Genomic DNA, 16,921 nt, shown 5'->3' on the forward strand with positions numbered 1-16,921 from the left:
CGGGTGTCGCCCGGCGCGCTCACGGCGCGGGTCGCGGGGCCACATTGTGCCCGCGTTTGGCCCGCTGGATCTCGCCGTAGACGTGTGTGCGCAGCTCGGTGAACCGGGGCAGGGCGCGGGTGGTGATCTGGTCGCGCTCGGCCGGCAGGTCGACCGCGACGTCCTCGCGGACCCGGGTCGGCGCGTGGGACAACACGAGCACCCGTTGCCCGAGGTAGACCGACTCGTCGATGTCGTGGGTGACGAACAGCACCGAGATCCCGCGCCGGGCGTGCAGCTCACGCACCAGGTCCTCCAGGTCGGCCCGGGTCTGCGCGTCCACCGCGGCGAACGGTTCGTCCATGATCAGGACCTCGGGCTGGTACGCCACCGCCCGCGCGATCGCCACCCGCTGCTGCATCCCGCCGGAGAGCTGCCACGGGTGGCTGCGGGCGGCGTGCGCCAGACCCACCGCGTCGAGCGCGTCGGCGACCAGGGTGTCCCGCTGCGCGCGGGAGAGCTTCTTGTGCCGCAGCGGCAGCTCGACGTTGCCGCGCACCGTCAGCCACGGGTAGAGGCTGCGGCCGTACTCCTGGAACACCACGGCCATGGCGGGGCTGGGGCCGGTCACCGGCGTCCCGTGCATCTCGACCACACCGCCGGTGGGGCGCAGCAGGCCGGCGAGGCACTTCAGCAGGGTGGTCTTGCCGCACCCGGACGGTCCGACGATGCAGACGAGTTCGCCGGCGTCCATCGTGAAGCTGAGGTCCCCGATCGCCTCGACGTCGCCGGTGGGGGACTCGTAGACCTTGCGTAGCTGCTCCACCCGCAGCAGGGTGCCCCGGTCAGGCACGGTTGACCTCCCTGATTCCGTGGTACCAGCGCAGCACGCGCCGTTCGACGAGCCCGAAGACGACGGCGAGGAGCACGCCGACCCCGCCGAGCAGCATGATGCCGCTCCACATCTCGGCGATGAGGTAGTTGCGTTGGAAGTAGGCGATCCGGTAACCCAGCCCGGCCGACGAGGCGAACATCTCGGAGATGACCATCAGGATGAGCGCGACCGAGAGGCCCTGCCGCACACCGGCCATGATCCGGGGGCTGGCGGCGGGGAGGACCAGGAACCACAGCCGCTCCCACCAGGTGACCTGGAACGACCGCGCGGTCTGCGTCAGCACGCTGTCGATGCCCCGGACCCCCTCGATCGTGTTCAGCAGGATCGGCCAGACCGCGCCGGAGACGATCACCACGACCTTCATGGTGTCGGTGATCCCGAGCAGGATCATCATCACCGGGATCAGCACCGGCGGCGGGATCGCCCGGAGGAACTCCAGCAGCGGTTCGAGCAGTTCCCGCAGCCACGGGGTCAGGCCGATGACGGTGCCGGCGGCGACGCCGAGCACGATCGACGCGGCGACGCCGAGGCCGAGGCGGGCGAGGCTGGGCAGCACGTCCTCGACGAACGCCGGCCCGATCCAGGTGTCGACGAAGGCGTCGGCGATCGTCACCGGGTCGGGGAAGAACCGGCTCGTCGTCCTGGTCGCCACTAGGCCCCACAGCACCAGCAGCAGCATCGGCAGCCCGAGCGCGTGCAGCACACCCGCCGCGGTGCGGTGACCGACCGCGCGGCGGCGCGGCGGGGCCACCGTCCTCCCCGGGTACGCGGTCACAGCGCCCGCTCCCCACGGACGGACTCGTGCCAGGACAACGTCCGCTGCTCGACGAACCGGAACACGAGGTTCACCGCCAGCCCGAGCAGTCCGGTGACCACGACGAGGGCGTACAGGCCGACGGCGTCGCCGGCGGAGCGGGACAGCTCGATCATGCGGCCGAGGCCCGGGTTGCCGATCACCATCTCCGCGGTGACGGCCAGGATGAGCGCCACCGCCGCCGCCAGCCGCAGGCCGGTCAGCAGGTACGGCAGGGTGGTCGGCAGGACGAGGTGCGTCCACCGTTCCCAGCGGCGCAGGCCGAAGCTGAGCGCGGTGTCCCGGGCGACCGTGTCGACGTCGGCGACCCCGTAGATCACCTGCACGAACACCTGCCAGAACGACGCGTAGACGATGATGACCAGGGCGGCCTGCCGTTGGATGCCGAACATCAGCACGGCGAGCGGGATGAGGGCGACCGACGGGATGGGGCGCAGGAACTCGACCATCGTGTGGGTGGCCCGCCGTAGGAACGGCACCAGGCCGACGACCGTACCGAGACCGACGGCGGCGATCGTCGCCACCGTCAGGCCGATCGCCCAGGAGGTCATGGTGCTGCCCAGCCGCCGCCAGAACGCGAGGTCGACGAGTTGTTCGGACAGCCGGGCGAGCACGTCCGTCACGTAGGGCAGGTACTGCGGGTCGATCAGGCCGAGTGCCGGGACGCTCTGCCAGACGGCGAGGAACCCGGCCAGGCCGGCGACGCCCAGCAGCGCCCTGCGTGGCGCGCGGGGGCGTCGGGTGGGGGGCAGGCGCATGTCACCTCCGTGGTCGCGGGGGGCGCGGCCGGCCCGTCCCGGTGCGTCGGCCGGGACGGGCGGTGCCGCCCCGGGTCACTGCTGACGGATGAGCCGGTCGAGGTCGGGCTGCCGGTCGAGTACCCGGTACTTCTGCGCGAGTTCGGCGAGCTTCTGCAGGCTCGCCCGGTCGACGTCCCAGCCGAACGCCGGGAGCCGGACCGACTCCGCCACCGGCGGCGGCAGCTGGAGGTTGTCCTTGATGGCCTGTCGTACGGCCGGCTGGTTGGCGGGGTCCTGCGCCCACTCCAGGGTCTTCCTCATCGCCGCGGAGAAGTCCTCGACCAGCTTGGCGTCCTTGTCGGTGCGGGCGGTCGTGGTGATCGTGGTGAGGGTGGCCAGGCCGGGGACGACCGCCTGGTAGGGGGCGACGACCAGGGTGTCGCCCCGGCTCTTGAGCTGGGTGACGAAGGGTTCGGGCACCCAGGCGGCGTCGATGTTGCCCGCCGCCAGTTGGGCCGGGGCGTCGGGGAAGGCCACCTCGACGAACTTGATCTTTTTGGGGTCGCCGCCGTCCTGCTCCACCGCCGCCATGATGGTGACGTCGCCGGCCGCGCCCAGGCTGTTGACCGCGACCCGTTTGCCGGCGAGGTCGGCCGGTCGCCTGATGCCGGACTTCGCCGAGGCGACCACGGCGTTGATGTCGTCGCCGTCGGCGTACGAGGAGGCGTAGTTGCCGATGATGACGACGCCGAGGTTCTGCAGGTCGGCGCGGAACGGGCCGAAGGGCTGGCCGATCGCGAAGTCGATGTCGCCGTTCATCAACGCCGGGATGGCCTGCGCGCCGCCCTGGGCGGGGACCACCTCGACCTGGAGCCCCCGCTCGGCGAAGATGCCCGCCTTGATGCCGCCCCACAGCGCGGCGGTCTCGGTGATCGGCAGCGCCGCGACCCGGACCTTGCGCAGGTCGCCGGAGGTCGGCGCGGACGGGGTGGACGCGTCGGAGTCGGTACATCCGGTGAGGGCGATCGCGGTGACGGCGATCAACCCGAGAGCCATGACCTTCTTCATTGACGAGGCCCTTCCTGGGCGGGGGTGGTGGGGTGCGTCGGAAGCCGGCGGGATGCCTCGGATCTGCGGGGGACGACCGCTGCGTGAGGGGCGTACGCCGCTGTGTTGGCCATGGTCAGCCACCCCGGCATCGAAAGTCAAGAATTTCTGACGCCCGTCATGGATAAGTTGAACGACGGTGCGTCATGGTGGCGTCGCCCCCGTCGCACCTGACGGCAGGGGCATCGCGGGGTGCCCACCACCCCGGGCTGAGCTGCGGTCCGGGCCGGTCAGACCTCGGGCAGGCCCACGTAGTTCTCGGCCAGGCTCGTCGCGTAGGCGCGGGAGGTGGCGGCGTACCGCAGCGTCGCGGTCTGCAACTTCGCCTCGTACGGGTCGTCGTGCGCCAACCGGTGCAGCATCGAGGTCATCCACCAGGAGAAGTGCTGCGCCCGCCACACCCGGCGCAGCGCGGTGGTCGAGTAGCCGGTCAGCAGGTCGGTGCGGCCCTGGTCGTACCACGCGGCGAACGCGTCGCCGAGCAGCGCCACGTCGGCCAGCGCCAGGTTCATGCCCTTCGCCCCGGTCGGCGGGACGATGTGCACGGCGTCCCCGGCCAGGTACAGCCGCTCCCACTGCATCGGCTCCACCACGAAGCTGCGCATCGGGGTGATGGACTTCTCCAGCACCGGCCCCTCGGTGAGCGACCAGCCCGGCACCGTCTCCAGCCGGACCCGCAGCTCCGCCCAGATCCGCTCGTCCGGCCACGCGGCGAGGTCCTCGTCGGGGGCGACCTGGAGGTAGAGCCGGGAGACCTGCGGTGAGCGCATGCTGTAAAGGGCGAAACCCCGCTCGTGGTGGGCGTAGACGAGTTCCTCCACGGCCGGCGCGGCGGCGGCGAGCACCCCCAGCCAGGCGAACGGGTACGCCCGTTCGTAGCTGGTCAGCACCCCGTCGGGCACCGCGCCCCGGCTCACCCCGTGGAACCCGTCGCAGCCGGCCACGAAGTCGCAGCGCAGCTCCTCCTCGCGGCCGTCGCGTCGGTAGTGGACCACCGGGTCGGGGGAGTCGAGCCCGTCGAGCCGGGTCACCTCGGCGTCGAACAGGATCGTGCCGCCGGCCGCGAGGCGGGCGGCGATCAGGTCCTTGACCACCTCCTGCTGCCCGTAAACGGTGATCGCCCGCCCGGTCAGCTCGGTCATCGGCACCCGGTGCGACTCCCCGGCGAAGCGCAGCTCGATGCCCTCGTGCCGCAGCCCCTCGCGGAGCAGCCGCTCGCCGAGGCCGGTGCGACAGAGCAGGTCGACCGAGCCCTGTTCGAGCACCCCGGCGCGCAGCCGCTGCTCGACGTGCTCGCGGCTGCGGCTCTCCAACACCACCGAGGCGATGCCCTGCCGGTGCAGCAGGTGCGACAGCATGAGTCCCGCCGGCCCGGCGCCGACGATGCCGACCTGGGTACGCATCCCGGTCCGTCCTTCCTGGACGCCTGACCGCCACCTGGCTCCGGCCACGGGCCGCCGACGGTGTTCGCTGACCGAACGGGTGTTCTCTTCTAGAACGTTGGCACGTGCCCCGGCTCCCGTCAACGCCCTGCCCGGACGCCTGTCGACCGGCGCCGGGGGCGAGGCAGGACATTGACGGATGTCGCCGCCGGCCGTACGTTCGACATGAGCACGAAAGTCCGCATGGCGAACACCAGTCCGAGGCGAGGTGGCAGGCCCATGGCGAAGCTCGTCCCGCTGGCCGACGCCGTGGCGGAGTTGGTGCACGACGGCGACGTGGTGGCCCTGGAAGGGTTCACCCACCTCATCCCGTTCGCCGCCGGTCACGAGATCATCCGCCAGCGACGCCGGGAGCTGACCCTGGCGCGGATGACCCCCGACGTCATCTACGACCAGCTCATCGGGGCGGGATGTGCCCGCCGCCTGGTCTTCTCCTGGGGCGGCAACCCGGGAGTCGGTTCGCTGCACCGGTTCCGCGACGCCGTGCAGCACGCCTGGCCGGGTCCGCTGGAGCTGGAGGAGCACAGCCACGCCGGGATGGCCAACCGCTACGTGGCCGGCGCGTCCGGGCTGCCGTTCGCCGTGCTGCGCGGCTACACCGGCACCGACCTGCCCCGGCACACGGCCAACATCCGGCCGGTCGACTGCCCCTTCACCGGCGAGACCCTGACCGCCGTGGCGGCCCTGCGCCCCGACGTGACGGTGGTGCACGCCCAGCGCGCCGACCGGGCCGGCAACGTGCAGCTGTGGGGCATCACCGGCGTGCAGAAGGAGGCGGTGCTGGCCGCCCACCGTTCGCTGGTCACCGTCGAGGAGATCGTGGCCGAGCTGACGCCGGTGCCCGGCCAGGTGGTGCTGCCCGGCTGGGCGGTCACCGCCGTCGCCGAGGTACCCGGCGGCGCGCACCCCTCCTACGCCCAGGGCTACTCGGTGCGGGACAACGACTTCTACCGGGCCTGGGACGCGGTCAGCCGGGACCGCGACACCTTCCGGGCCTGGCTCGACCGGCACGTGCACCGGGCCGGGGCGGCGGCGTGAACGCGCGGCCCGCCACCGGGCACCGACCGCGCCCCGGGGTGTCGAGGTGAGCGGCCCGCGTCCGGGCACCGACTGGACCGCCGACGAGATGATGACCGTCGCCGCCGCCCGGCAACTGCGCGACGGCACGGCCTGCTTCGTCGGGATCGGGTTGCCGAGCACCGCGGCGAACCTCGCCCGGGTCACCCACGCCCCCAACCTGGTGCTCATCTACGAGTCCGGCTGCCTCGGCGCGAAACCCGACCGGCTCCCGCTGTCCATCGGCGACGGCGTCCTCGCCGACACCGCCGACGCGGTGGTGTCGGTGCCCGAGGTGTTCAACTACTGGCTCCAACCCGGCCGGATCGACGTGGGTTTCCTCGGTGCGGCGCAACTCGACCGGTACGGCAACCTCAACACCACCGTCGTCGGCGACTACGCCACCCCGGCGGTCCGGCTGCCCGGTGCCGGTGGGGCGCCGGAGATCGCCGCCTCCTGCGGCGAGGTCGTGGTGATCGTGCGGCAGAACCGCCGTACGTTCACCGAACGGGTCGACTTCGTCACCTCCGTCGGGTACGGGACAGGGCCGGGGGGCCGGGAACGGCTCGGCCTGCGCGGCGGCGGCCCCCGACTGGTGATCACCGACCTCGGGGTCCTCGAACCCGACCCGGTCAGCTGCGAGCTGACCCTGACCCGGCTGCACCCCGGCGTGACCCGGGAGCAGGCGCGGGCGGCGACCGGCTGGGACCTCGCCGTCGCCGACCCGCTGACCACCAACGACCCGCCGACGGCCCACGAGTTGGCGGTGCTGCGCGCGCTGGAGGCGACCAGGCACGGCACCCCTGCCGACCGGCCACCGGCCCCAGGCCCGACCGTCTGACGGGAGACGACGATGACCGAGGACACCGCCCATCGGGCCGGCAGGGCGCCCGTGCTGCCGGCGTACCGGCGTGACGACGTCGACGTCCACCCGCCCCTGCTCAGCCCCGACTACCGGTCGACGGTGGCGCGGGCACCACGGCGACCCCTGGCCCACCTGCCGCAGCGGCTGACCGAGGTCACCGGGCCGCTGCTGGGCCACGACCGGGTCGGTGACCTCGACCACGACCTGACCCGCCAGCACGACGGGCCACCGCAGGGGCAGCGGATCATCGTGCACGGCCGGGTCCGCGACGGCGACGGCCGCCCGGTGCCCCACACACTGGTGGAGATCTGGCAGGCCAACGCCGCCGGACGCTACCGCCACACCAGCGACACCTGGCCGGCCCCGCTCGACCCGCACTTCGACGGCGTGGGACGCACGCTCACCGACGACCAGGGACGGTACCGGTTCGTCACCGTGCAGCCCGGGGCCTACCCCTGGCGCAACCACGACAACGCCTGGCGGCCGGCGCACATCCACTTCTCCCTCTTCGGCCGGGCGTTCACCCAACGCCTGGTCACCCAGATGTACTTCCCCGGCGACCCGCTCTTCTTCCAGGACCCGGTGCTGCACTCCGTCCGTGACCCCGCCGCCCGGCAACGGCTGATCGCCCGGTACGACCACGCCGGCACCGAGCCGGAGTGGGCGCTGGCCTACGCGTTCGACATCGTGCTGCGGGGCCGGGAGGACACCCCCTTCGAGGACGGCGACGACGATGCGTGACCGGCTGGGCGTCACCCCCGCGCAGACCGTCGGGCCGTACCTGAGCATCGGGCTGCGCTGGCCCGACGGCCCGTACGTCGTCCCCGACGGCACCCCCGGCGCATTCTGGATCCGGGGCCGGATCGTCGACGGCACCGGAGCGCCGGTGGTCGACGCGCTGGTGGAGAGTTGGCAGGCCGACCCGGACGGCCGGTTCGACCATCCGGACGACCCGCGTGGGGCCCGGCCACCGGCGCTCGCCGGGTTCCGGGGATTCGGGCGCAGCGAGACCGACGACCAGGGGTGCTACCGGCTGCTCACCGTCCGACCGGGGGCGTTGCCCGACCCGGACGGCGGCGTCGAGGCACCGCACCTGACCCTGTCGGTCCTCGGCCGGGGGCTGCTGCACCGCCTGGTCACCCGGCTCTACTTCCCCGACGAGCCGGCGGCGAACGCCACCGACCCGGTGCTGACCGGCATCGACCCCGACCGCCGCGACACCCTGCTGGCCGCTGCCGCGCCGGACGGGTTCCGCTTCGACATCCACCTGCAGGGTGACCGTGAGACCGTCTTCTTCGCCCTCTGACGGCCTGCTCTCCGGCCTGTCCGGCAACCCGGACGTGGACGGCGAACTCGACGATCTGGCCCTGCTGCGGGCGCTGCTCGACGCGGAGGCCGCACTCGCCCGGGCCGGTGCGGACGCCGGGGTGCTGCCGGCACGGGCGGCCGACGCGATCGTCGCCCGCTGCCACGCCGAGCGGTACGACCCGGCGGCACTCGGCCGGGCCGCCGACGCCGCCGGAAACCCGGTCGTCCCGCTCGTGCGGGAGTTGACCGCCGCCGTGCCCGGGCCCGCCCGGGGGTGGGTGCACCACGGAGCGACCAGCCAGGACATCATGGACACCGCGCTGAGCCTGGTCGTCGTCCGGGCACTCGGACCGGTGCTGCGCCACCTCGACGAGGCCGTCGCCGCCGCCGCCCGGCTCGCCGACACCCACCGCGACACCGTGCTGGTCGGCCGGACCCTCGGACAGCAGGCGGCACCCACCACGTTCGGGCTCACCGCCGCCGGCTGGCTGACCGGCCTCACGCAGGCCCGTGACCGGCTCCGACAGGCCGGCGACGGGCAGCCCGCCCAACTCGGCGGTGCGGTCGGCACCCTGGCCGCACTCGGCCCGGCCGGCCCCGAGATCGCCGCCCGGTTCGCCGTCCGGCTGGGGCTGCCCGCGCCCGCGCTGCCCTGGCACACCCGCCGACAACCCCGCCTCGACCTGGCCGCCGCCCTCGGGGGCCTACTCACGGCCACCGGCAAGGTGGCGCTCGACGTCGGGCTGCTCGCCCGAACCGAGGTCGGTGAGGTCGCCGAGGGCGGCACCGGCCGGGGCGGTTCCTCGGCCATGCCGCACAAACGCAACCCGGTGGACTCGATCCTGATCGGTGCCGCCGCGCGCCGTGGTCCGGGCCTCGTCGCCACGTTGTACGCCGCAGCGGTGCAGGAGCACGAGCGGGCCGCCGGTGGCTGGCACGCCGAATGGGAGCCGCTGCGCGACCTGCTGCACCTGGCCGGCGGCGCCAGCGGCCGGTGCGCCCGGCTGCTGGCCGGGCTGCGGGTCGATCCCGGGCGGATGCGGGCGAACCTCGACGCGACCGGTGGGCGGGTGCTCGCCGAGGCCGTCGCCGCCCGGCTGGCCCCCGCCGTCGGCCGCGACGTCGCGCACGACCTGGTCGCCCGTGCCGCCGCCGCACCCGCGTTCCGCGCCGCGCTGCTCGCCGACCCCGAGATCCGCGCCCACCTGTCCGGGAGGGAGATCGACGAGGCGCTCGACCCGTACCGCTGGCTCGGGTCGGCCGGCGTGTTCGTCGACCGGGCGTTGGCCGCCGCCCGGGCAGCGCAGGCATGACCGCCCGGCTGCACCTCACCGTCGACGGTCCGGCCACCGCGCCGGTGCTGCTGCTCGGCGGCTCCCTCGGCACCACCGCCGCGATGTGGGAACCCCAGGTCCCGGCGTTGGCCGAGCGGTTTCGGGTCATCCGGTACGACCACCTGGGCCACGGTCGGTCGGCGGTGCCGGCCGGGCCGTACACCTTGGATCTGCTGGGCCGGGAACTGCTGCGGACGCTGGACCGTCTCGACGTGCCGTGGGTCCACTACGCGGGGTTGTCCCTCGGCGGCATGGTCGGCATGTGGCTCGCCGCCCACGCGCCCGACCGGGTGCGGCGGCTGGCCCTGCTGTGCACCTCGGCGTGGCTCGGCCCGGCCGGGCCGTGGCGGGAACGGGCGGCGACGGTGCGCGCCGGTGGCCTGCCGGCGATCGCCGACGCGGTGGTGGCCCGCTGGTTCACCCCGGCGTTCGCCACCGCCCGGCCGGACGTGGTGGCCGCGCACCGCACCATGCTGACCGCGACCTCCCCGGCCGGATACGCGGCCTGCTGCGAGGCGATCGCCGCGATGGACCTGCGCCCCGAACTGGGCCGGATCGTCACACCGACCCTGGTCGTCGCGGGCGCGGACGACCCGGCCACCCCGGTGGCGTACGCCCGGGAGATCGTCGGACGCGTCCCCGGTGCGCGGTTGGTCGTCCTCGACGCCGCGGCGCACCTGGCCAACGTCGAGCAACCCGCGCGGGTGGGCCGACTGCTGCGGGAACACTTCGAGGAACCGGGTGGATGATGGACGACCACGAGCGGCACGAGGCCGGCATGACGGTACGCCGGCAGGTGCTCGGCGACGCGCACGTCGACCGCGCGGTCGCCGGCACCGACGGGTTCACCGCCGACTTCCAGGACTTCATCACCCGCTACGCCTGGGGGGAGGTGTGGACCCGGCCCGGCCTCGACCGGCGTACCCGCAGCTGCATCACCCTCGCCGTGCTCGCCGCCCTGCGCCACGAGGAGGAGTTGGCGATGCACGTACGGGCCGCGCTGGGCAACGGGCTGACCGAACAGGAGGTGGCGGAGGTCCTGCTCCAGGTGGGCGTCTACGCTGGCGTACCGGCGGCGAACCGGGCGTTCACGGTGGCCCGGGAGGCCCTGCGGCGGGAGGCTGGGTGAGGTGGGCGGTCAGGCGGCACGGTCACCGGAGTTCGTGCAGTCGTTGGAGCGTGGGCTCGCGGTGATCCGGGCGTTCGACGCCGAGCATCCGCAGCTCACCCTGAGCGACGTGGCCCGCCGCACCGGGCTGACCCGGGCCGCGGCCCGCCGGTTCCTGCTCACCCTGGTCGAGCTGGGGTACGTGCACACCGACGGCCGGCTGTTCTCGCTGCGGGCGCGGATCCTCGCCCTCGGCTACGCCTACCTGTCCGGCCTGAGCCTGCCCGAGATCGCCCAACCGCACATGGAAGCGCTGGTCGCGCAGGTGCACGAGTCCTGCTCGGTGTCGGTGCTCGACGGCGAGGAGGTGGTCTACGTCGCCCGGGTGCCCACCAAACGGATCATGACGGTGGGGATCAGCGTCGGCACCCGGTTCCCCGCGTACGCCACGTCGATGGGTCGGGTGCTGCTCGCCGCGCAACCTTCGGACCGGCTGGACGACTACCTCGCCACCGCGCAGCTGCAACAGTTGACCCGGCGCACCGTCACCGACCCGGCGAAGCTACGGGCGATCCTGACGAAGATCGCCGCCCAGGGGTACGCGATCGTGGACCAGGAGTTGGAGGAGGGACTACGGTCGCTGGCCGCGCCGGTCCACGGTGCGCACGGCACGGTGGTCGCGGCGGTGAACCTGTCCGCCCACGCCAGCCGGGGGTCGTTCGAGCTGATCCGGCGGGAACTGCTCCCACCGCTGCTGGCCACGGCCCGGCGGATCGAGGAGGACCTGCGCGGATCGTCCTGAACCGGCCGCCACCGCCCCGGGCCCGTCGGCACCGGTGCCCTGTCGTCACTGGACCCGGTAGAGCCGGCTCGCCGGGTCCACGACGGCGGTCAACTGCCGGCCGGGCACGAGTCCCGGATCGACGGGCCGGTCACGTCGGCGGCGAGCAGGACCGTGCCGGGCAGACAGATGGCCACGAAGAACAGCCGGCAGAGCAACGCGCCGACCGGACCGATGCGGGATTCCGCCTCCCGGGGTGCGCTCGTCATTCCGGCACCCTGGAACACCGCTCGTCGTCCGGGCACCCCGCAGCGCCGTCCGTCGTCCGGGCACCCCGTAGCGCCCACCGTCGTCCGGGCACCCGGGGGTCGTGCGGGTGGGTCGGCACCAGGCCCCGGCCCACCCGCACGGACTGCTTCCCCGGCTGCGCGACGGTCAGCTGCCGGTGCAGGTGGCGGTGGCGCCGGCGCCGGTCCCGGTGCCCTGGAACCCGAAGCTGGTGCCCTGCCCGGCGCCCAGCCGTCCGTTGTAGCTCTGGTTGGTGACGGTGATGGTGCCGCTCGTGCCGGTGGCGACGCCGTTCCACACCGAGCTGACCGCTGCGCCGCCCGGCAGGGTCAGGGTGACCCGCCAGCCGGTGAGCGCGGCGGACCCGGCGGTGACGCTGACGTTGGCGACGAACCCGCCGTTCCACTGGTCCTGTATGGCGTAGACGGCGGTGCAGCCGGCCCCACCGGGCGGGGGAGTGGTGGGCGGGGGAGTCGTCGGCGGCGGGGTGGTCGGCGGGGGAGTGGTGGGTGGTGGGGTCGTGGGCGGCGGGGTGGTCGGCGGCGGGCCGTCGAGCGTCAGGTTCTTCTGCTGGACGGTCCACTGGGTGCGGCACAGCCCGCAGTTCGCGCCGACGAAGTTGCTGCCGGCGGTGGTGTCGCCCTTGAGCCGCCACTTGAGGTAGAGCACCGCCACCCGGCCGAACTCGCCCCCGTTGGGCTGGTCGTAGGTGCCGCCGTGCCCGACGTTGAGGTTGCCCATGAAGGCGGGCAGTCCGGTGGGCAGCTTGCCCCAGTCGTCGATGGCGTTGGGGTAGGCGATGTCGCTGGGCCCGCCGACGAAGTAGGCGATCGGTTTGGTGAGCCGTCGCAGCTGGTAGTCGTCGGCGTCGTTGAGCAGGCCGCTGCTGAAGATGCCGGTGGTGGTCACCCGGGGGTCGTTGGAGACGGCGTACGCCTCCAGACCACCGCAGGAGAAGCCGGCGACGGCGACCTTGCCGGTGTCGATCCGGTTGTAGTACTTGCTGCCCTGGCGGGAGTTCTCCGCCACCGCCCAGTCGATGGACTGGGTGAGCATCTGCGAGTTGGTGGAACCGGAGGCGTTCGGGCCGCCGTTGGCGATGGCCAGGAAGCCGTGCGAGGCGATCTCGCGCAGAAAGTTGCCCTGCGAGAGACCGTTGGCCGAGCAGCCGCCGTTGCCCCACACGAGGATCGGCAGGCGTTCGGTCGGCAGTGTCTGGGGTCGGAAGATGGTGTGGTTGGGCAGGCTGGTCGCGGTTTCGTAGTCGGCGGGATAGGGCCCCGATCCGCCGACTGCGGCGTCGGCCGGCGTCGCGCCGAGGGCCATCAGCACGGCTGCTGCCGGCACCAGCGCGGCGGTCAGGCCCGCGTACAGCTTCGATCTCCTTGGCATGCACCCTCCTGCGGGTGTCGGCGGTGGCACCCCCTGCGGTGGCGGGTCTGCCGCCGGGCCCGACCAGGGTGGTCAGCGCCGGCAACGGGCGGGCCGACGTGGACGCGTCGACCGGCCGGCCGCAGTCCCCACAGGCGGTCGCGGTATGCAGTTACTATCACTGCGGTAACGAAAAGTGTCAATGTCTTGCCCGTCTGGCGGACCGGTCCGACGCCGTCCGTGCGTTGCCGGCCGGGGCACAGCCGCACCCCCGGCGTCAGCCGGTGCGGCGGAGGGCTCCGCACGAGCCGCCGGTCGGCTCCGGGCGGGCGGCGTCGCGGGCGGCGTGGAAGTGGGTGATCCACCCGGCGGCGTCCGGCCAGTGCGGGGTGGTCACCTCGACCAGGCGGGCCTGGGCGAGTGCGCCGAGCCCCGCGTGGATGTCCAGGAAGGTCTCCCGGGCCTGCTGGCGGGGCCAGGGCGTCGGCAGCAGGTGCGTGGGCAGGTCCGGGTCGGTGTCGGCGAACCTGCGCCAGGAGTCCATCGCGGAGGTCCGCGCCACCAGCGCCGTGGCCGGGTCGACCGTGCCCCGGCGGGCGGCCACCCGCAACGGCGCGAACCGCGCGACGAAGGCCGCGTAGCCGGCGGCCAGCCCGGTCAGGTCGTACGCCGCAGCCGGGCCGTGCGGGCCGGCCTCCTCGTCGAAGCGGACGTGCAGCACCGACCAGCGGGCCCCCTCGACGGGGTGCAGCAGCGCCTCCAGCTCCGCCCTGACCGGTGCGGCGTGACTGCCCGGCGTGATCCACACGCTGTCGTAGAGCCGCACGAAACCGTGCGCGGTCAACGCCCGGCGCACCGTGTGCCGGGCCGCCTGGCCGCAGCTGGGGAGGGAGAAGGAGACCTGCACCCAGTCCCCGGTCCAGGGTGGCGGCTGCGCGCCGAAGTCCAGGAAGTGCCGCATCCGGGAGCGGTGTCGGGCGATCGCCGCAGGTGTGAGGTGGTAGACCGGCGGCCGGGTGTCGCCCCGGATCGCGATCAGGCCCCGCTTGACCAGCCGGGACAGGGCGGCCCGGGCGCTGGGCTCGGTGACCCCGAACTCCCGCAGCATCGCGATGACCGCCCCCGACGGCAGGTCGGCCACCGCGGAGTCGAGGTATTCGCCGAGCAGGGTGGCCAGCAGGTGCTGCGGGCTCGACCCGTGCTGGGCCCGGGGGGTGCGGACGTCGTCGACGGGCTGTTCGGCGTTCACCCCGTCAGATTGCCGCACCGCCGGACGTTCGACGCCGCTGGCCGGCCCGGCGGCTCACCCGGTCGCCGGGTCGCCCTGCCCCACCGGGAGGCCCGGGGCCGCCGCGCCGGTGGCCGGCTCACCCGGCCCGGCGGCTGCGGGTCAGCGCCAGCCCGCCCAGCCCGACGGCGAGCAACCCCAGCACCAGGGCCAGGTAACCGCCGCCGCGTCCGTTGCCGGTGCCGATGCCGCTGTCCGAAGTGGCCACCACCAGAGCGCCCAGGGCCGTGCCGACCACCCCTGCCGTCAGGGCCAGGACGGCGCCGCGCCGTCCGCCGCCGGGCCGGACGGTGGGCCGGCCCAGCGCCAGCCCGCCGATGACCAGCCCGGCCAGACCCAGCAGCGCGGCGAGCGTCGCCCCGAGTCGCCCGGCGCTCATGGTGGTGACGTCGACGGCGGCCTGCCGCGCCGAGGGGTGCGCCGATGCCGGGGCGGCGAACCAGGTCCCGCCGAGAACGGCGGCGGTGACGGTCGTCGACACCAGTCGGGACGCCCGGGAATTGCCTGCTGCACGCATGATGATGCTCCTCTGTCCACGACGCGTGGTCCCGCGCGCCGGTCTCCCCGATCATGTCGCCGGGCCCGGCCGTCGTCGTCCGGCGAACGTGGACGGTTCGCACTGCCGCCGGGGCGTACCCGGGCACCGCCGACGCGGTAGGGGTACCGCGTCCGTGGTAGCCCCCGGGTCGTCCGCCAGCAGGACCCGCCGGGCGGCGGCACCCGGTTAGGGTGCGCGGATGAGCACAGCACGCCGCGGTGTCCGGGACTGGGCGATCGCCGGCGCGGTGGCGGTCACGCTGGTGGTCGCCGGGCTGGCCGGTCATTCCGGCGACCCGGGTCGCTCCCCGGTCGGCTACGCGTTGCTGGCGGCCGGTGGCCTGACCCTCGCCGCCCGCCGCCGCGCCCCGGTCGCCGTGCTGGTCGGCACCGGGGCGTGCGCGGTGGGGTGCCAGGCGGCCGGCTTCGACGTGCCCGCCGTCGCCTTCCTGTTCGCCGTGTACGCCGCCGTCCGGGCGGGGCACCGCACGGCCACGGTGGTGGCGGCGGTGACGATGCTGGTGGCGCTGCCGCTGGTGGTTCTCGGCCCGCCGCAGCAACTGGCCCTGGGCGCGGCTCTCGCCCGGTCCCGGGGGGTGCTCGAACTGGCCTGGCTGGTCGCCGCCGGTGCGGCGGGGGAGGCGTTGCGGCAGGCCGAGCGGCGGGCGGACGAGGCCGAGCGTACCCGGGAGGAGACCGCACGGCGTCGGGCCGACGAGGAGCGACTGCACATCGCGCGGGAGCTGCACGACTCGCTCACCCACCAGATATCGGTCATCAAGGTGCAGTCCGAGGTGGCCGTGCACCTGGCCCGCAAGCGCGGCGAGGAGGTGCCGGAGGCCCTGCTGGCGATCCGGGCGGCCGGTCGGGAGGCGACCCGGGAGCTGCGGGCCACCCTGGAGGTGCTACGGGACGACGGTGGGTCCACGCCGCGCGGTCTCGACCACGTCCCGGAACTGGTGCGTCAGGCCCGGGCAGCCGGGCTGGACACCACACTGACCGTCGGGGGAGACCCGCACGACGTTCCGACGGCGGTCGGTCGGACGGCGTACCGGATCGTCCAGGAGTCCCTCACCAACGTCACCCGGCATGCCGCCGCCGCCACGGCGTCGGTCCGGATCGACTACCGTCCGGGTGCGCTGGCCATCCAGGTCGACGACGACGGCAGCGCCCTCCCGACCGGCGTGCCGACGCGCGGCGTCGGACTGCTCGGCATGCGTGAACGGGTGGCCGCGCTCGGCGGCCGGCTGCGCGCCGGACCGCGCGGGGACGGCGGGTTCACCGTCCGCGCCGAGCTTCCCACGGGTGGCACGCCGTGATCCGGGTCCTGCTGGTCGACGACCAACCGCTGCTGCGTAGCGGCTTCCGTGCGTTGCTCGACATGGAGGACGACATCGAGGTGGTGGGGGAGGCCGCCGACGGTGTGGCGGCGGTGACGCTCGCCCGCCGGCACCGGCCGGACATCGCGCTGCTCGACATCCAGATGCCGGTGATGGACGGCATCGAGGCGACCCGGCGCATCGTCGCGGACCCGACCCTGACCGGGGTGCACGTGGTCATCCTGACCAACTACGGCCTGGACGAGTACGTCTTCGACGCGTTACGCGCCGGTGCGGCCGGGTTCCTGGTCAAGGACGTCGTGCCGGAGGACTTCCTGCACGCCGTCCGGGTCGCCGCTCGGGGTGACGCCCTGCTCGCGCCGTCGATCACCCGCAGACTCATCGACCGGTACGTCGCCGCCCGCCCCCGGGTCCACGCCGGCGTCGGGTTGGCCGGGCTGACCGGCCGGGAGCGCGAGACCGTCGTCCTGGTCGCGCGGGGGCTGTCCACCGCGGAGATCGCCGCCCGGTTGGTGATCAGCCCGTTGACCGCGAAGACCCACATCAACCGGGCGATGACCAAGCTCCACGCCCGCGACCGGGCCCAACTGGTGATCATCGCCTACGAGTCCGGCCTGGTCGCCCCCGGCGGAGGATGAGCGCCACGGCGGCCCGGGTGTGACGTACGG

19 protein-coding genes are annotated in these 16,921 nt (G+C 73.9%); 10 read left to right on the top strand and 9 right to left on the bottom strand.

Going from position 1 to position 16,921, the window contains the following annotated elements; genetic code table 11:
- Positions 1 to 19: 19 nt before the first annotated feature.
- The 5 genes from J7462_RS01460 to J7462_RS01480 all read right to left on the bottom strand — a co-directional run bounded on the left by J7462_RS01460 (position 20) and on the right by J7462_RS01480 (position 4,938).
- Positions 20 to 832 (bottom strand): ABC transporter ATP-binding protein, encoded by an 813-nt coding sequence (locus J7462_RS01460; RefSeq protein WP_219460691.1) that lies wholly within the window; start codon positions 830 to 832, stop codon positions 20 to 22.
- Positions 825 to 1,649 carry an ABC transporter permease gene (locus tag J7462_RS01465; RefSeq protein ID WP_308290686.1) on the bottom strand — a complete coding sequence of 275 codons (825 nt, stop codon included), beginning with the start codon at positions 1,647 to 1,649 and terminating at the stop codon, positions 825 to 827. Before J7462_RS01465 ends, J7462_RS01460 begins: the two co-directional genes overlap by 8 nt.
- Positions 1,646 to 2,446, bottom strand: coding sequence for an ABC transporter permease (locus tag J7462_RS01470; RefSeq protein ID WP_219460695.1), 801 nt, complete (start codon positions 2,444 to 2,446; stop codon positions 1,646 to 1,648). Before J7462_RS01470 ends, J7462_RS01465 begins: the two co-directional genes overlap by 4 nt.
- Before the next feature lie 75 nt (positions 2,447 to 2,521).
- Positions 2,522 to 3,496, bottom strand: coding sequence for an ABC transporter substrate-binding protein (locus J7462_RS01475; RefSeq protein WP_219460699.1), 975 nt, complete (start codon positions 3,494 to 3,496; stop codon positions 2,522 to 2,524).
- 269 nt (positions 3,497 to 3,765) lie between these two features.
- Positions 3,766 to 4,938 (bottom strand): 4-hydroxybenzoate 3-monooxygenase, encoded by a 1,173-nt coding sequence (locus J7462_RS01480; protein ID WP_219460702.1) that lies wholly within the window; start codon positions 4,936 to 4,938, stop codon positions 3,766 to 3,768.
- Between the two features lie 258 nt (positions 4,939 to 5,196).
- Between J7462_RS01480 and J7462_RS01485 the strand changes: the two genes are divergently transcribed.
- The 8 genes from J7462_RS01485 (at position 5,197) to J7462_RS01520 (ending at position 11,450) form a co-directional block, all read left to right on the top strand.
- The gene (locus J7462_RS01485) at positions 5,197 to 6,015 is read left to right on the top strand and encodes a CoA transferase subunit A (protein WP_208570595.1); all 819 of its coding nucleotides are present in this window, start codon (positions 5,197 to 5,199) and stop codon (positions 6,013 to 6,015) included.
- An 88-nt stretch (positions 6,016 to 6,103) separates the two neighbouring features.
- Entirely contained in the window at positions 6,104 to 6,874 is a 771-nt protein-coding gene (locus tag J7462_RS01490; RefSeq protein WP_219469901.1) for a CoA-transferase, read from the top strand.
- Between the two features lie 12 nt (positions 6,875 to 6,886).
- Positions 6,887 to 7,639 (top strand): protocatechuate 3,4-dioxygenase subunit beta, encoded by a 753-nt coding sequence (gene pcaH, locus J7462_RS01495; RefSeq protein ID WP_219460705.1) that lies wholly within the window; start codon positions 6,887 to 6,889, stop codon positions 7,637 to 7,639.
- A complete protein-coding gene (pcaG, locus tag J7462_RS01500) occupies positions 7,632 to 8,204 on the top strand; it encodes a protocatechuate 3,4-dioxygenase subunit alpha (protein ID WP_219460707.1) in 573 nt (190 codons plus the stop codon). Before pcaH ends, pcaG begins: the two co-directional genes overlap by 8 nt.
- Positions 8,179 to 9,519 carry a 3-carboxy-cis,cis-muconate cycloisomerase gene (gene pcaB, locus J7462_RS01505; RefSeq protein WP_308290688.1) on the top strand — a complete coding sequence of 447 codons (1,341 nt, stop codon included), beginning with the start codon at positions 8,179 to 8,181 and terminating at the stop codon, positions 9,517 to 9,519. The genes pcaG and pcaB overlap by 26 nt, the downstream gene beginning before the upstream one ends.
- Positions 9,516 to 10,289, top strand: coding sequence for a 3-oxoadipate enol-lactonase (pcaD, locus tag J7462_RS01510; RefSeq protein WP_255597542.1), 774 nt, complete (start codon positions 9,516 to 9,518; stop codon positions 10,287 to 10,289). Before pcaB ends, pcaD begins: the two co-directional genes overlap by 4 nt.
- Positions 10,289 to 10,669, top strand: coding sequence for a 4-carboxymuconolactone decarboxylase (gene pcaC / locus J7462_RS01515; RefSeq protein WP_219469907.1), 381 nt, complete (start codon positions 10,289 to 10,291; stop codon positions 10,667 to 10,669). The genes pcaD and pcaC overlap by 1 nt, the downstream gene beginning before the upstream one ends.
- Position 10,670: 1 nt before the next feature.
- Positions 10,671 to 11,450, top strand: a complete 780-nt coding sequence (locus J7462_RS01520; RefSeq protein ID WP_219460714.1) for an IclR family transcriptional regulator — start codon at positions 10,671 to 10,673, stop codon at positions 11,448 to 11,450.
- Between the two features lie 89 nt (positions 11,451 to 11,539).
- Here J7462_RS01520 and J7462_RS01525 read toward each other — a convergent pair whose 3' ends face one another.
- From J7462_RS01525 to J7462_RS01540, 4 genes are all read right to left on the bottom strand, one after another.
- Positions 11,540 to 11,698: a hypothetical protein gene (locus tag J7462_RS01525; protein WP_219460715.1), complete on the bottom strand. Its 159-nt coding sequence runs from the start codon at positions 11,696 to 11,698 to the stop codon at positions 11,540 to 11,542.
- A 166-nt stretch (positions 11,699 to 11,864) separates the two neighbouring features.
- Complete coding sequence (locus tag J7462_RS01530; protein ID WP_219460718.1) at positions 11,865 to 13,109, bottom strand: cellulose binding domain-containing protein; 1,245 nt, start codon at positions 13,107 to 13,109, stop codon at positions 11,865 to 11,867.
- Between the two features lie 256 nt (positions 13,110 to 13,365).
- Complete coding sequence (locus J7462_RS01535) at positions 13,366 to 14,337, bottom strand: PaaX family transcriptional regulator C-terminal domain-containing protein (protein ID WP_219460721.1); 972 nt, start codon at positions 14,335 to 14,337, stop codon at positions 13,366 to 13,368.
- Positions 14,338 to 14,455: 118 nt separating this feature from the next.
- Complete coding sequence (locus J7462_RS01540; protein WP_219460724.1) at positions 14,456 to 14,893, bottom strand: DUF6223 family protein; 438 nt, start codon at positions 14,891 to 14,893, stop codon at positions 14,456 to 14,458.
- A gap of 220 nt (positions 14,894 to 15,113) precedes the next feature.
- Here J7462_RS01540 and J7462_RS01545 point away from each other — a divergent pair, with 220 nt between their 5' ends.
- Positions 15,114 to 16,232 (top strand): sensor histidine kinase, encoded by a 1,119-nt coding sequence (locus tag J7462_RS01545; protein ID WP_219460727.1) that lies wholly within the window; start codon positions 15,114 to 15,116, stop codon positions 16,230 to 16,232.
- Complete coding sequence (locus J7462_RS01550; protein ID WP_219460731.1) at positions 16,229 to 16,891, top strand: response regulator transcription factor; 663 nt, start codon at positions 16,229 to 16,231, stop codon at positions 16,889 to 16,891. The genes J7462_RS01545 and J7462_RS01550 overlap by 4 nt, the downstream gene beginning before the upstream one ends.
- The last annotated feature ends 30 nt before the right edge of the window (positions 16,892 to 16,921 follow it).

This window comes from Micromonospora sp. RL09-050-HVF-A (genome assembly GCF_019374995.1).
GTDB lineage: Bacteria > Actinomycetota > Actinomycetes > Mycobacteriales > Micromonosporaceae > Micromonospora > Micromonospora antibiotica.